The organism is Streptomyces sp. SAS_270, from assembly GCF_052543295.1.
On record NZ_JBMNDS010000052.1, the window covers coordinates 58080 to 73004 of the forward strand.

At 71.6% G+C, this 14925-nt stretch carries 9 protein-coding genes and 1 pseudogene; 7 read left to right on the forward strand and 3 right to left on the reverse strand.

Annotation, left to right across the window (positions count from 1 at the left end):
* Positions 1 to 67: 67 nt before the first annotated feature.
* The 5 genes from ACN6LB_RS29275 to ACN6LB_RS29295 all read left to right on the forward strand — a co-directional run bounded on the left by ACN6LB_RS29275 (position 68) and on the right by ACN6LB_RS29295 (position 5777).
* Complete coding sequence (locus tag ACN6LB_RS29275; RefSeq protein ID WP_356139463.1) at positions 68 to 1300, forward strand: NAD(P)/FAD-dependent oxidoreductase; 1233 nt, start codon at positions 68 to 70, stop codon at positions 1298 to 1300.
* A complete protein-coding gene (gene nirB / locus ACN6LB_RS29280) occupies positions 1300 to 3918 on the forward strand; it encodes a nitrite reductase large subunit NirB (RefSeq protein WP_445028504.1) in 2619 nt (872 codons plus the stop codon). Before ACN6LB_RS29275 ends, nirB begins: the two co-directional genes overlap by 1 nt.
* Positions 3915 to 4265, forward strand: coding sequence for a nitrite reductase small subunit NirD (nirD, locus tag ACN6LB_RS29285; RefSeq protein ID WP_356139468.1), 351 nt, complete (start codon positions 3915 to 3917; stop codon positions 4263 to 4265). Before nirB ends, nirD begins: the two co-directional genes overlap by 4 nt.
* Before the next feature lie 79 nt (positions 4266 to 4344).
* Complete coding sequence (locus tag ACN6LB_RS29290) at positions 4345 to 4929, forward strand: TetR/AcrR family transcriptional regulator (protein ID WP_445028505.1); 585 nt, start codon at positions 4345 to 4347, stop codon at positions 4927 to 4929.
* 83 nt (positions 4930 to 5012) lie between these two features.
* A complete protein-coding gene (locus ACN6LB_RS29295) occupies positions 5013 to 5777 on the forward strand; it encodes an SDR family NAD(P)-dependent oxidoreductase (protein ID WP_356139472.1) in 765 nt (254 codons plus the stop codon).
* A gap of 148 nt (positions 5778 to 5925) precedes the next feature.
* Here ACN6LB_RS29295 and ACN6LB_RS29300 read toward each other — a convergent pair.
* The 3 genes and pseudogenes from ACN6LB_RS29300 to ACN6LB_RS29310 all read right to left on the reverse strand — a co-directional run.
* Positions 5926 to 6261 (reverse strand): annotated as a pseudogene (locus tag ACN6LB_RS29300) (SDR family NAD(P)-dependent oxidoreductase); the annotation flags it as partial.
* A 167-nt stretch (positions 6262 to 6428) separates the two neighbouring features.
* Positions 6429 to 9179: a pyruvate, phosphate dikinase gene (ppdK, locus tag ACN6LB_RS29305; RefSeq protein ID WP_445028506.1), complete on the reverse strand. Its 2751-nt coding sequence runs from the start codon at positions 9177 to 9179 to the stop codon at positions 6429 to 6431.
* Between the two features lie 405 nt (positions 9180 to 9584).
* Positions 9585 to 10814 carry an ROK family protein gene (locus ACN6LB_RS29310; RefSeq protein ID WP_445028507.1) on the reverse strand — a complete coding sequence of 410 codons (1230 nt, stop codon included), beginning with the start codon at positions 10812 to 10814 and terminating at the stop codon, positions 9585 to 9587.
* A 119-nt stretch (positions 10815 to 10933) separates the two neighbouring features.
* Between ACN6LB_RS29310 and ACN6LB_RS29315 the strand changes: the two genes are divergently transcribed.
* Together ACN6LB_RS29315 and ACN6LB_RS29320 are read left to right on the forward strand one after the other, a co-directional pair.
* Positions 10934 to 12616, forward strand: coding sequence for an MGH1-like glycoside hydrolase domain-containing protein (locus ACN6LB_RS29315; RefSeq protein ID WP_445028508.1), 1683 nt, complete (start codon positions 10934 to 10936; stop codon positions 12614 to 12616).
* Complete coding sequence (locus ACN6LB_RS29320) at positions 12613 to 14550, forward strand: amylo-alpha-1,6-glucosidase (RefSeq protein ID WP_356139478.1); 1938 nt, start codon at positions 12613 to 12615, stop codon at positions 14548 to 14550. The genes ACN6LB_RS29315 and ACN6LB_RS29320 overlap by 4 nt, the downstream gene beginning before the upstream one ends.
* Positions 14551 to 14925 lie beyond the last annotated feature (375 nt).

The window sequence follows — 14925 nt, forward strand, 5'->3', positions numbered from 1 at the left end:
GGCAGCGTTCCTCGTGGGAAACAGAGGTGATGCTGCCGGGTAACACCGGCATCGCACGCTGCGGTACATGACCTCGAATACGCGTGTGGTGGTGATCGGCGCCGGGCTCGCGGGCGTACGTCTCGCCCGGCGACTGGGTGAGCTCGGCGTGCCCGCGCTGCTGGTCGGCGAGGAGGAGCACAGCCCGTACAACCGGGTCCTGCTCGCCGAGGTGCTGGCCGGCCGCTACGCCCCCGAGGTGATCGCGCTGCCGACGCCCGCGCAACTGACCCGCGCCCGGGTGGCCGGCATCGACCGTGCCGAGCGGCAGGTGACGTGCGCCGACGGTTCGGTGATCGGATACGACACGCTCGTGCTGGCCACCGGCTCGAACGCCGTGCTTCCGCCCCTGCGCGGCCTGTTCACCCCCGACCACGAACTCCCCGACGGCGTCCACGCGTTCCGCACGATGGACGACTGCCTGGGCCTGTCGAAGGCCGTACGGCCGGGCATGCGGGCGGTCGTCATCGGCGGCGGGCTCCTCGGGGTGTCGGCCGCCCGCGCGCTCGCCGAGCGCGGCGCGCAGGTCGTCCTCGCGCAGCAGTCCGAGCGGCTGATGGAACGTCAACTCGACCCCGGCGCCTCCCACCTGGTGCTGCGGCACCTGGAGGAGCTGGGCGTCGAGGTGCACACGGAGTGCCGGGTGCGCGACGTGCGCTGCGTCGGCGGCATGGTCCGCTCGGTCGAGATGGCCGACGGGTACGCCCTCGACGCGGACCTGGTGGTCCTCGCCTGCGGAGTCCACCCGCGTGTGGGCCTCGCGCAGATCGCCGGGCTCGATGTCCGCAAGGGCGTCGTGGTCGACGACGAACTCCGTACGTCCGACCCGCACATCCGGGCGATCGGCGACTGCGCACAGCACGCGGACACGGTGTACGGGCTCGCGACTCCCGCCCTCGAACAGGCCGATGTACTGGCCGAGTTGCTGGCGAGCGAGGCCGGACACCCCGCGAACGGGACCGCCCGCTACACCGGCACCCGTTCCCTGACCCGGCTCACCCTGGCCGGCCAGGACTTCCTGGATCTCGCCGCCTTCGGCGAGCCCACCCCGCGCCCCGGCGACGACGTGATCCAGCTCGCCGACGCCACGCGCGGCACGTACCGCAGGGTCGTCGTCCGCGACGACCGCCTGGTCGGCGGCGTACTCGTCGGCGAACTCGGCACCGTCGGCGCGCTCGCGCGCGCCTGGGAGGGAGCAGAGCCGCTCCCCTCCGACGGCGGCCCTCTGCTCCACCTGCTCACCAACGATGGAGGCTCCTGATGACCACGACCGCAATTGTTGGGGACCAGCCCCGCCCCACGATCGTGCTCGTCGGCCATGGCATGGTCGGCCAGCGCTTCCTCGAAGCGCTCGCCGGGCGCGGCCTGACCGCCACGCACCGTGTGGTCGTGCTGTGCGAGGAGCCTCGCCCCGCGTACGACCGGGTCCACCTCACCTCGTACTTCTCCGGCACCACGCCCGAGGAACTCTCCATGACGGACATGGAGTTCATCAGCGAACACGGGATCGAGCTGTACGTCGGCGACCCGGCGCAGTCGATCGACCGGGAGGCCCGCAGGGTGACGGCCCGGTCCGGTCTGGCCGTCGACTACGACGTCCTCGTCCTGGCCACCGGCTCCCTCCCGTTCGTCCCGCCCGTCCCGAACAAGGACGCCGAGGGCTGCTTCGTCTACCGCACGATCGAGGACCTCCTCGCGATCGAGGCGTACGCGAAGTCGAAGGCGACGACGGGCGCGGTGGTCGGCGGCGGTCTGCTGGGCCTGGAGGCGGCGGGCGCGCTCAAGGGTCTCGGACTCACCTCCCACATCGTGGAGTTCGCGCCTCGGCTGATGCCCGTCCAGGTCGACGAGGGCGGCGGCGCCGCGCTGCTGCGCACCATCGAGAACATGGGCCTGAGCGTCCACACCGGGGTGGGCACCCAGGAGATCGTGGTCGGCGAGGACGGCGCGGTCACCGGCATGAAGCTGTCCGACGGCTCCGAACTCGCCACCGACCTGGTGGTGTTCAGCGCCGGTGTCCGCCCCCGCGACCAGCTGGCCCGCGAGTCCGGCCTGACGGTCGGCGAGCGCGGCGGCATCACGGTCGACGAGCAGTGCCGCACGGTCAGCGACCCGCACGTGTTCGCGATCGGCGAGTGCGCGCTGGCGGCGGACGGGCGGGTGTACGGCCTGGTGGCCCCCGGTTACGAGCAGGCCGAGACGGTCGCCGCGACCATCGCCGCGGACGAGTCGGAGCAGCTGACGTTCACCGGCGCCGACCTTTCCACCAAGCTCAAGTTGCTCGGCGTCGACGTGGCGTCCTTCGGCGACGCGCACGGCACCGCCGACGACTGCCTGGACGTCGTCTACTCCGACTCCCGCTCCGGCCTGTACAAGAAGCTGGTCATCGGCCGCGACGGCACGCTGCTCGGCGGCATCCTGGTCGGCGACGCGGACGCGTACGGCACGCTGAAGGCGTTCACCGGCTCCGTCCCGCCGGTCTCGCCCGAGTCACTGGTGCTGCCCGCCGGCGCCGGCGAGTCCGTCCAGCTCGGCCCGTCCGCGCTGCCGGACGACGCGATCATCTGTTCCTGCAACAACGTCCGCAAGGGCACCATCCGCGACGCGGTCACCGAGCACAACTGCACCACCGTGCCCGAGGTGAAGAAGTGCACCAAGGCCGGTACGACGTGCGGCAGTTGCGTCAAGGTGCTCGGTCAGCTGGTCACCGCGGAGCTGGAGGCCGGCGGCGTCGAGGTCGACAAGGGCCTGTGCGGCTGCTTCTCGCAGACCCGCGAGGAGCTCTACGAGATCGTCCTCGCCCTGCGCATCAACACCTACCAGGACCTGCTGGACCGCTACGGCCGCGACAACGCCAAGGGCGGCGACGGCTGCGAGGTCTGCAAGCCGGCGGTCGGCTCGATCATCGCCTCCCTCGCCCCGACGATCGGCGCGAGCGGCTATGTCCTGGACGGCGAGCAGGCGGCCCTGCAGGACAGCAACGACCACTTCCTCGCCAACCTGCAGAAGAACGGCTCGTACTCGGTCGTCCCGCGCATCCCCGGCGGTGAGATCACCCCCGAGGGCCTCATCGTGATCGGCGAGGTGGCCCGCGACTTCGGCCTCTACACGAAGATCACCGGCGGCCAGCGCATCGACATGTTCGGCGCACGCGTCGAGCAACTCCCGCTGATCTGGGCGAGGTTGGTGGACGCGGGCTTCGAGTCCGGGCACGCGTACGGAAAGTCGCTGCGCACGGTCAAGTCCTGCGTGGGGCAGACCTGGTGCCGCTACGGCGTGCAGGACTCCGTCCGCATGGCGATCGACCTGGAGCTGCGCTACCGGGGGCTCAGGTCCCCGCACAAGCTCAAGTCGGCGGTCTCCGGGTGCGCCCGCGAGTGCGCCGAGGCCCAGTCGAAGGACTTCGGCATCATCGCCACCGCCAACGGCTGGAACCTGTACGTCGGCGGCAACGGCGGCGCGACCCCGCGCCACGCGGACCTGCTCGCGCAGGATCTGTCGGACGCCGAACTGGTCCGCCTGATCGACCGGTTCCTGATGTTCTACATCCGCACCGCCGACCGCCTGGAGCGCACGTCGACCTGGCTGGAGCGGATCCCCGGCGGCCTCGACCACGTGCGGGACGTGGTGGTGGAGGACTCGCTCGGCATCTGCGAGGAGCTGGAGTCCCTGATGGCCGCGCACGTCGCGAACTACGCCGACGAGTGGGCGACCACCATCACCAACCCCGACAAGCTCGCCCGGTTCGTGTCCTTCGTGAACGCGCCCGACACCCCCGACCCGGTCGTCGGCTTCGTCCCCGAGCGCGACCAGATCAAGCCCGACCTGCCGCTGCTGACCATCGGCCACCGTCCCCTGGAAGGGAGCGCCCAGCGATGACCCTGGCACTCGAAACGACCGACCTGAAGATCCAACTGCAGCTCGACGAGGGCTGGTTCACAGTCTGCGACCTGAGCGCGCTGCTGCCGGGCCGCGGGGTGGCGGCGCTGCTGCCGGACGGCCGTCAGGCGGCCCTGTTCCGGGACCGCGCGGGAGAGCTGTACGCCATCGACAACCGCGACCCCTTCGGTGGCGCCGCCGTCCTCTCCCGTGGACTGACGGGCACCCACCAGGGCCGCCCGTTCGTGGCCTCCCCGCTCCTCAAGCAGCGCTTCGACCTGGCGTCGGGGCAGTGCCTGGACGACGAGACGGTACGCGTCGCCACGTACGAGGTCCGGGCCTCGTAGAGCCGCTGCCCGACCGAGCCCTCTGCCTGACCGCACTCTCGCTTGACTGATCGTTCCAGAAATACCTAGGCTGCACGGTGTGGCCAGGACCAAGGAGTTCGATCCCGAAGCCGCGCTGCAGGCAGCCCTGGAGCTGTTCTGGCAGCGCGGCTACGAGGCGACGTCGATGTCCGACCTCGTCGAGCGCCTCGGCGTCGGCCGGGCCAGCATCTACGCGACCTTCGGCAACAAGCACGAGCTGTACCTGAAGGCGCTGGAGCGCTACCAGCAGGCACGTGACCCGCTGCTGCTGCGGGAGCTGTCCCAGCCGGGACCGGCACTGCCCGCCGTCCGCGCGGTGGTGCGTCGTTTCGCCGACGAGGCAGCGACCGAAGAAAAGCGCCTGACCGGCTGTTTCGTCACCAACACGGCCGCCGAGCTCGCTCCCCACGATCCGGCCGCGGCCCGCCGGGTGGAACACAGCTGGGATCACATCGAGACGCTGTTCCACTCGGCGCTGGTGCGCGCCCAGGCCCAGGGGGAGCTGGCCGCCGACCGCGATCCGCTCGCCCTGGCCCGCATGCTGCTGGTGCTCCTGCAGGGCCTGCGGGTCGTCGGCAAGGCGTCCGCGGACCCGGCCCGCGTCCGGGACGCGGCAACCCAGGCACTGACACTGCTGCACTGAATCCGGCACCTCGGCACCTCCGACGAGGTGCCTTTTCCTACGCCTCCATATTGAACCGATCGGTCAAGAAAAAAGGGGAGACCATGACCAGCCGCTTCTCCGGCAGGACCGCCCTCGTCACGGGTGCCGGTACCGGCATAGGCCGTGCCACCGCCCTCGCGTTCGCCGCCGAGGGAGCGCAGGTCGTCGTGGCAGGACGCCGACCGGAACCGCTCGACGAGACCGTCCGCCTGATCGAGGAACACGGCGGCAAGGCCCTCGCGGTGACCGCCGACGTCTCGCGCCCGGCCGACGCCCAGGCCCTGGTCCGGGCGGCAGTGGACCGCTTCGGCTCGCTCGACGTGGCGGTCAACAACGCGGGCGTCTTCCGCGGCGGCCGCCCCCTGACCGAGCTGTCCGAGGAGGACTGGCGGACCCAGCTCGACATCAACGTCACCGCGGTGTTCCTCGCGCTCCGGGCCCAGGTCCGGCAGATGCGCACCCAGCCGTCCGGCGGCGCGATCGTCAACATCGCCTCCAACCTCGGCATCCACACCCGCCGCCCGGGGGTCGCCGCGTACGCCGCCTCCAAGGCCGCCGTCACCGCGCTCAGCCGGGCCGCCGCCCTGGACCACATCCGCGACGGCGTCCGTATCAACGTGGTCAGCCCAGGCGCCACCGCGACCGCCATGTCGCTGCGCCCGGGCGAGACGGAGGCCGACCGCGTCGAGCGGGTGAAGGGCGAACTGCCGCTCGGCCGGATCTCCGCCACCGAGGAGACGGCCGCCGCCGTCCTCTACCTGGCCTCCGCCGACGCGGCCTCCGTCGTCGGCACGGACCTGGTCGTCGACAGCGGCGGCTCCCTGTAACTCGGAGCAGTTCGGACCGGTCGGCCGGATCAGACCTTCAGGGCGTCGTACGTCACGCCCGTGAGCCCCTGCGAGGCGCCCCAAAGCCGTTGCGCCATCGCACTGTTGAGGGTCCACGGCGCCCGACGGGACGGCGCGGGCGACCCCCGCCACGCCGCGACGTCCCGTACGGCAGCGCCATCACCCCGGCGTTGTTGACGAGCAGATCGAGCCGCTCGTACGGAAAGGCCGCGGCGAACTCTCGTACGGAATCGAGGTCTCCGAGGTCCAGCGACCGCGACTCGACCCGGGCGTCCGGCACTTCGGCGACGATCCGCTCCCGTGCCGCGCTGCCCCGCGCCTCGCTGCGACAGGCGAGCACCACGAGGGCGCCACGGCGGGCCAGTTCGCGTGCCGTGACGTGTCCGAGGCCGCTGTTGGCACCGGTGACCACGGCCGTGCGGCCATGCTGGTCGGGGATGTCGCTCGCGTTCCAGCCGGTCATGACTGCGCTCCCTCGCCTGCCGTTTGTTACTTCACGGTAAGTAGACGGTGCGCGGCAGTACGAGAGGGGCGGCACCCCCGCACGGGTGCCGCCCCTCTTCTTTCGAACACCGGAGCCGTCGCCGATCGGTGAGGGTCGGGGACCGGCGGCGACTCCGGAGCTGTGGGTCAGCGGTGGTCGCTGCCCTTCGCCGTGCACGCCGCGCGGCCCGCCTCCAGACGCGCGACCGGAATCCGGAACGGCGAGCAGGAGACGTAGTCGAGTCCGACCTCGTGGAAGAAGTGGACCGACTCCGGGTCGCCGCCGTGCTCACCGCAGACGCCGAGCTTCAGGTCGGGACGCGTCTCACGGCCGGCCTTGACGGCGGACTTCACGAGGGAACCGACACCGTCCCGGTCGATGGTCTCGAACGGGGAGACACCGAAGATGCCCTTCTCCAGGTACGCCGTGAAGAACGAGGCCTCCACGTCGTCGCGGGAGAAGCCCCAGACGGTCTGCGTGAGGTCGTTCGTGCCGAAGGAGAAGAACTCGGCGGCCTCGGCGATCTGTCCGGCGGTCAGCGCGGCGCGCGGCAGCTCGATCATCGTGCCGATGGCGAGCTTCAGCTCCGTGCCCGTGGCGGCCTGGACCTCCGCGATGACCTGGTCGGCCTCCTCGCGGACGATCTCCAGCTCCTGGACGGTGCCGACGAGCGGGATCATGATCTCGGCGCGCGGGTCGCCCTTGGCGTTCTTGCGCTCGGCGGCGGCCTCGGCGATCGCCCGTACCTGCATGGTGAACAGGCCGGGGATGACCAGCCCGAGACGGACGCCGCGCAGGCCCAGCATCGGGTTCGCCTCGTGCAGCCGGTGCACCGCCTGCAGGAGGCGCAGGTCGTTCTCGTTGGCGTCCTTGCGGGACTCGGCGAGCGCGACGCGGACCGACAGCTCGGTGATGTCGGGCAGGAACTCGTGCAGCGGCGGGTCGAGGAGGCGGACGGTGACGGGCAGGCCGTCCATCGCCTTGAACAGCTCCACGAAGTCCGCCTTCTGCAGCGGCAGCAGCGCCTTGAGCGACTCCTCGCGTTCGGTGTCGGTGTCGGCCAGGATCAGCCGCTCCACCAGCTCGCGCCGGTCGCCGAGGAACATGTGCTCGGTACGGCACAGGCCGATGCCCTGGGCCCCGAACCGCCGTGCGCGCAGCGCGTCCTCGGCGTTGTCGGCGTTGGCACGCACCCGCAGGCGGCGGACCCGGTCGGCGTACCCGATGATCCGGTGCACGGCCTCGACCAGCTCGTCGGCGTCGTCGGCACCGGCGTGCATGCGGCCCTCGAAGTACTCCACGACCGGGGAGGGCACGACGGGGACCTCGCCGAGGTACACCTTGCCGCTGGACCCGTCGATGGAGATGACGTCGCCCTCCTCGACGACGTGCCCGCCGGGCACGGTCATCCGGCGGCGCTTGGTGTCGACCTCGAGCTCCTCGGCGCCGCAGACACAGGTCTTGCCCATGCCGCGCGCCACGACGGCCGCGTGCGAGGTCTTGCCGCCGCGCGAGGTGAGGATGCCCTCGGCCGCGATCATGCCGTCGAGGTCGTCGGGGTTGGTCTCCCGGCGGACCAGGATGACCTTCTCGCCGGAGCGCGACCACTTGACGGCGGTGTACGAGTCGAAGACCGCCTTGCCGACCGCCGCACCGGGCGACGCCGCGATGCCCCGGCCGACCTTCTCGACCTTCGCGTCCTCGTCGAAGCGCGGGAACATCAGCTGCGCGAGCTGGGCGCCGGTGACGCGCTGGAGCGCCTCGGCCTCGTCGATCAGACCCTGGTCGACGAGCTGCGTGGCGATGCGGAAGGCCGCACCGGCCGTGCGCTTGCCGACGCGCGTCTGGAGCATCCACAGCTGACCGCGCTCGATGGTGAACTCGATGTCGCAGAGATCCTTGTAGTGGTTCTCCAGGGTCTCCATGATCTGCATCAGCTGGTCGTACGACTTCTTGTCGATCTGCTCCAGCTCCGCGAGCGGGACCGTGTTGCGGATGCCCGCGACGACGTCCTCGCCCTGGGCGTTCTGCAGGTAGTCGCCGTACACGCCCTGGTGGCCGGAGGCGGGGTCACGGGTGAAGGCGACGCCGGTGCCGGAGTCCGGGCCCAGGTTGCCGAAGACCATCGAGCAGACGTTGACGGCCGTGCCCAGGTCGCCGGGGATGCGCTCCTGGCGGCGGTAGAGCTTGGCGCGGTCGGTGTTCCAGGAGTCGAAGACCGCGTGGATGGCGAGGTCCATCTGCTCGCGCGGGTCCTGCGGGAAGTCGCGGCCGGCCTCGGTCTTGACGATCTTCTTGAACTTGGTGACGAGCTTCTTCAGGTCGGCCGCTTCGAGGTCGGTGTCGACCGTGACCTTCTTGGCCTCCTTGGCCGCCTCCAGGGCGTCCTCGAAGAGCTCGCCGTCGACGCCGAGGACCGTCTTGCCGAACATCTGGATGAGACGGCGGTAGGAGTCCCACGCGAAGCGGTCGTCGCCGGCCTGCTTGGCGAGGCCCTGCACCGACTTGTCGGAGAGCCCGATGTTCAGGACGGTGTCCATCATGCCCGGCATGGAGAACTTCGCACCGGAACGGACGGAGACGAGCAGCGGGTTGTCGGCCTGCCCGAGCTTCTTGCCCATCGTCGCTTCGAGGGCGTCGAGGTGCGCACTCACCTCGTCACGCAGTGCCGCCGGCTCATCGCCACTGTCGAGGTACGTCTTGCACGCCTCGGTGGTGATCGTGAAGCCGGGAGGGACGGGAAGGCCCAGGTTGGTCATCTCGGCGAGGTTGGCACCCTTGCCGCCGAGCAGGTCCTTGAGGTCCTTGTTGCCTTCGGTGAAGTCGTAGACGAACTTCGCTGCGTGAACACCACTGTCGCCGCTCTCAGCTACGTGGGGATCTTTGTTTTCCGACACGGGTCCGACTCCTCGAGGACGCGGTGGCTGCCCTGACGTCGGGGAACATACCCAGATCGAAGGCGTCTGGGTACGTCCACTTGCGCGTCATACGGCCGTAACCACTCGTCCGCCACCGGATCGAAAGTCAAGGACTGGCAAGTATGAGCGAGCCGATGTTTTCACCTCTTGAATGAATCAATGCCCGGAGCCCCACTAATCCGCTCAAGTGAGCACCCTCTGACACGCCTGAGTTCACCCCGTGAACGATCAAGGGGTGGCACTCAGTGCCACCCCTTAGGGAAGTGCATCCGCCCAAGATCCGCTCATCTGAGCGAAAGGCTTATCAAGCGTGGCGAGAATCACGCAGCTCGAAGCGACCGGATTTCACCATGCGGACCCCTCCCCGGACAGGAAACCGGGACGTCACACGCCGAGCGCGACCAGCCGTTCCTCGACCCGCTCGGGCGCGTACAGGTACTCCACGACCAGCGCCCCGGCCCCCACCAGCCCGGCACGTTCGCCGAGCCGTGAGGTCACCACGTCCAGATGAGCGGTGGAACGGGGCAGCGCCCGCTGGTACAGCAGTTCGCGTACGCCCGTGAGGAAGGGAGTTCCGGCCAGATCGCCGGCGATCATCAGCACGCCGGGGTTGAGCAGGGTCACCACGGTCGCCAGAACGTCCCCCACGTGCCGTCCGGCCTCCCGGGCGAGCGCCATCGCCTCCGGGTGCCCGGAGGCCAGCAGCTCGCGCACATCCGAGCCGGACGCGGCCGGCACCCCCGCCTCGGCGAGCCTTCGCGCGACGGCGCCACCGCTCGCCACGGCGGCGAGACAGCCGTAGGACCCGCACTTGCACAGCGCGTCGGCACCCTGCGGCACACGGATGTGCCCGATGTCCCCCGCGCCGCCGTCGATGCCCCGGTAGACAGACCCGCCGACCACGACCCCGGCGCCGATACCGGTCGACACCTTGACCAGCGCGAAGGCCGAGCAGTCCGGGTATCCGGTGCGCTGTTCGCCGTACGCCATCAGGTTGGCGTCGTTGTCCACCAGGACGGGGAGGTCGGGGCGGGCACCCGTGTGCTCGGCGAAGGCGCGGCCGAGGCGCCCTCTTATGTCGTAGCCGTCCCAGCCGGGCATGATCGGCGGCTGCACGACACGGCCGGTGTCGCTGTCGACGGGCCCCGGCACCGCGAGCCCGATCCCGCACACCGCGCCCACCGGCCGCCCGGCCTTCTCGACCAGCTCGGCGAGCCAGCGCCCGAGTTCGCCGAGCACGGCGTCGGGGCCGTCCTCGACGACCAGGACACCGGAGCGCTCGGCCAGGATCTCGCCGGTCAGGGTGAGGACCGCCGCGCGGGCATGCCGGGTGTCGAGGTCGGCGGCGAGGACGATCGCATGGGCGTCGTCGAATTCGAGGGTGATGGAGGGGCGGCCGCCCAGCGGGGAGTCGACCGGACCGCCGGCGCCCTCACGCAGCCAGCCCGCACGGAAGAGCCGGTCGAGCCGCTGGCCGACGGTGGCCCGCGACAGACCGGTGGCCTGTTGCAGCGCGCCGCGCGTCGTGGCCCGGCCGCTGCGCACCAGTTCGAGCAGTTCTCCGGCGCTCGCCTGATTCCCGGCTCTCACTGTTCTGTCCGCCCTTCCTGTCATGCGCACCCTCTTGCGTTCCTCAACTCTGCATTACATATTGAGTTTTGCGTGTTAAATAGACGTAACCCTACGGTAGCTACTGCCTAACCGGCCGACCGGACGTCATCGGGGAGACCTGAGTGGACCGCACGACCCAGCTCACCGCCCAGCGCACGGGCCACACCGCCCCCGCGCGCACCACTGGCGATCCCCTGCGCACCTCCCGCTCACCGTCGCCGGCCGGTCCGGGTGAGATCGCCCGATCCGGGACCGATGTATACGATCCGGCGACACCGGCGGGACCGTCGGCTTCGCTGCACCGGCGGGCGGCGCGGGTCCTCGAGGACAACTGGACGGGCACGTCCACGGTCCCCTCGCGCGGCCTGTACCCGCACCAGTGGTCGTGGGACTCGGCGTTCATCGCGATCGGCCTGCGCCACCTCTCCCCACTGCGGGCGCAGACGGAGCTGGAGACGCTGCTCGACGCCCAGTGGGCGGACGGCCGCATTCCGCACATCGTCTTCAACCCCTCCGTCCCGCTCGACGCGTACTTCCCGAGCCCCGACTTCTGGCGCTCCTCGACCGCGGGGCGCGCTGCGGGCGCCCCGCGCACCGTACAGACCTCGGGCATCGTGCAGCCACCGGTGCACGCGCTCGCCGCGTGGCTGGTGCACCGGGCCGACCCGGGCCTGTCGCGGGCGCGCGGCTTCCTCCCCCGGATGTATCCCCGCCTGGCGGCCTGGCACCGCTATCTCCTGCACCGCCGGGACCTGGGCGGCGGCGGCCTCGCCTCCGTGGTCCACCCCTGGGAGCAGGGCATGGACAACAGCCCCTGCTGGGACGCCCCGCTCAGCCGGATCACCCCGGCCCCGCCACGCTCCTTCCGCCGCGCCGACCTCGACCACGGGGCCGCCGAGGACCGGCCGACGGACCTCGACTACGGCCGGTACGTACGTCTGGCGGCCGACTACCGCGACGGCGGATACGCCGACGGGGGCGGGGAGTTCGCGGTGGAGGACCCGGCGTTCAACGCCCTGCTCATCGCCTCGGAACACGCCCTGGCACGCATCGCACAGGAACTGGGCGCGGCGGGCACGGCCCGGCACGCCCGCGCCGAACGCCTGACGGCGGCACTGGTGGAACGGCTGTGGGATCCGGCGGAGGGCATGTTCTTCTGCCGGGATGTGTACGCGCACGCGGGCCACGCGGACGGCGACCGGCCGACGGGGGACCACCAACGGCGCACGAGGGACCAGGCCCGGCGCGGGAGCCGGGGGGCGGCGGAGCGGGACGGGTGCGCCGGGGAACTGATCCCCGAGCGCGGTGTCACGGGGCTCGTCCCGCTCCTGCTGCCCGCGCTGCCGCGCTCCGTCGCCGCCGCGCTCGTCCGCACCGCCGAGGGGCCGCACTTCGGCCTCGGCGGCGCCACCCGGCTCGTCCCGAGCTACGACCTGACCGGCGATGCCTTCGACCCGCACCGCTACTGGCGCGGCCCGGCCTGGTTCAACACGAACTGGCTGCTGGAGCGCGGGCTGCGGCTGCACGGCGAGCACGGGCGCGCGGAGGCACTGCGGGCCGCGCTGCTCGGCACGGCCTACGAGTCGGGGTTCGCGGAGTACGTGGACCCGTACACCGGCGAGGGCTGCGGCGCCCGGGGCTTCAGCTGGACGGCCGCGCTGACGCTGGACCTGCTGCACGACCCCTCGGGGGCGGAGCCCGTCGTGTCCCGCACGGGGCCTGGCGCGTTCGACACGGCACACGGCGCATCACAGAGGTGGCACGGCTCATCCGAGACGGGCACCAAGGGAGGGGACCGGGGATGACGGACCGGCAGCATCTGCTCGTGCACGGCGGGACGTTCGCCGCCGTGGGCGACGGCGGGGACATCAGCGGAGTGCGCGGCGGCAGCTCTCCGGACGGCTTGTTCGTACGGGACGCCCGCCATCTCAGCCGCTGGCAGCTGACCGTGGACGGAGCGGTGCCCGAAGCGCTCACGCCGGTCGCGGACGGCGACACGGCGCGCTGTGTCCTGGTGCCCCGCGGCGGCCGTACGGAACCGCCCGCGTACACGCTCTTCCGCGAACAGGCCGTGTCCGACGGCGCGTTCGTGGAATCCCTGCGCGTCACCAGCAACCGCCCGGCACCCACCACGGTCCGCATCGCGGTCACCGCGGACGCCGACTTCACGGACCAGTTCGAACTGCGCTCGGACTACCGGACGTACGCCAAGAACGGCGTCGTCCGCCAACGCCAAGTCCTCGACGACGGCGTGGAGTTCAGCTACCGGCGCGGTGAATGGCGCTCCCGTACGACGGTCACGTCCGACCCTGTTCCCGAGGCCGTGGAGGAGACCGGGACGGGCGCCCGCCGCCTGGTCTGGACCCTGGACCTGGAACCGCACGCCTCCGCGGAACTCTCCCTGCGCGTGGCGGCGCAGCCGCACGGCACCTCGCGCCCCCCGGAGGTTCCCGCGTCCCCCGCCGCCGCGACGCAGCAACTCCTCTCCCTGGAGGACGAGTTCACCACCGGCGTCCCCTTCCCCACCGGCTGGCCGGAACTGTCCGCGGCCTGCTCCCGGGGCCTGTCCGACCTGGCGGTGCTCCAGGTCCCGGCGACCGGCCCGGACGGCGAGGAGCTGATGGTCCCCGCGGCCGGAGTCCCCTGGTTCCTCACGCTGCTCGGCCGGGACGCCCTCCTCACCTCCCTCTTCACGCTCCCCTACCGCCCCGAACTGGCCGCCGCCACCCTCCCCGCGCTCGCCGCGACCCAGGCGACCGAGACCGGCGCGGGAACGGTGGCCCAGCCGGGCAAGATCGTGCACGAGGTACGGCACGGCGAGCTGGCCCACTTCGGGCAGGTGCCCTACGGCCGCTACTACGGCTCGGTGGACGCGACCCCGCTCTTCCTCGTCCTTCTCGGCGCCTACACGGAACAGACCGGCGATGTGACCCTGGCCCGCCGTCTGGAACCGCACGCGCGGGCGGCGATCGGCTGGATGCTGGACCACGGCGGCCTGACCTCCCGCGGCTACCTCGTCTACCGCGCGGACGGCGGCGGCCTCGCCAACCAGAACTGGAAGGACTCCCCGGGCGCCATCTGCTCGGCTGACGGCAGCCGCCCCACCGGGTCGGTGACGGCCTCGGGCGCCCAGGGGTACGCGTACGACGCCCTGCGCCGTACCGCCCAGCTCTCCCGTACGGTCTGGGGCGACGAGGTGTACGCGGCTCTCCTCGAACAGGCCGCCGGTGACCTCCGCGACCGCTTCCAGCGGGACTTCTGGATGCCCGAACACTCCTTCCCCGCCCTGGCGTTGGACGGTGACGGCCACCAGGTCGACGCGCTGGCGTCGGACGCGGGGCATCTCCTGTGGTCCGGGCTGCTGGACAAGGAGTACGGCGAACTCGTGGGCCGCCGCCTTCTGGAGCCGGACTTCTTCTCCGGCTGGGGCGTCCGCACGCTCGCCTCCGGCCAGCCGGCGTACCACCCGCTGTCCTACCACCGCGGCTCGGTCTGGCCGCACGACAACGCCCTCATCGCGCTGGGTCTCGCCCGTTACGGCCTCCACGACGAGGCCCGTACGGTGGCTCACGCCCTGGTCGACGCCGCCACCGCCGCCGGCCACCGCCTTCCGGAGGTCCTCGCGGGCTACGGCCGCGACACCCACCCCGAGCCGGTCCCCTACCCCCACGCCTGCGTACGCGAGTCCCGCTCCGCCGCGGCCCCGCTGGCCCTGCTCACCGCCGTGGGCGGCGCGTAACGCCTCCGCCGAAGCCACCGGCCCCGGGGCACCGTTTCCTTCCACGCTCACCCGGGGTGGGTGGGCAAACCCCGGGTGCCCCCTGGCTTTGCTCCGTCACCCGGGGGTGTCGCCGGCCGGGGGTGGGCCACGCAGCCCGGCGTTCACGGGGCGCCGCTGCGCCCACCCGTGCCGCCCCTGGCGGCACGATTGCCCGCAGAAACGAGGCTTCGCCAGCCACCCGGCGCCACACGCGCCCCCACGCACCCCCACGCACCCGCAGTCGCATACGCACGGAAGGGTCCGTGCCGGTACGTCTCTGCCCGTCGCGTAGCCGGCCCCCAGCCAAGCTCCGCCATGCTCGACCCCCGGGCAGTACGCCCACGCGGCGACGGG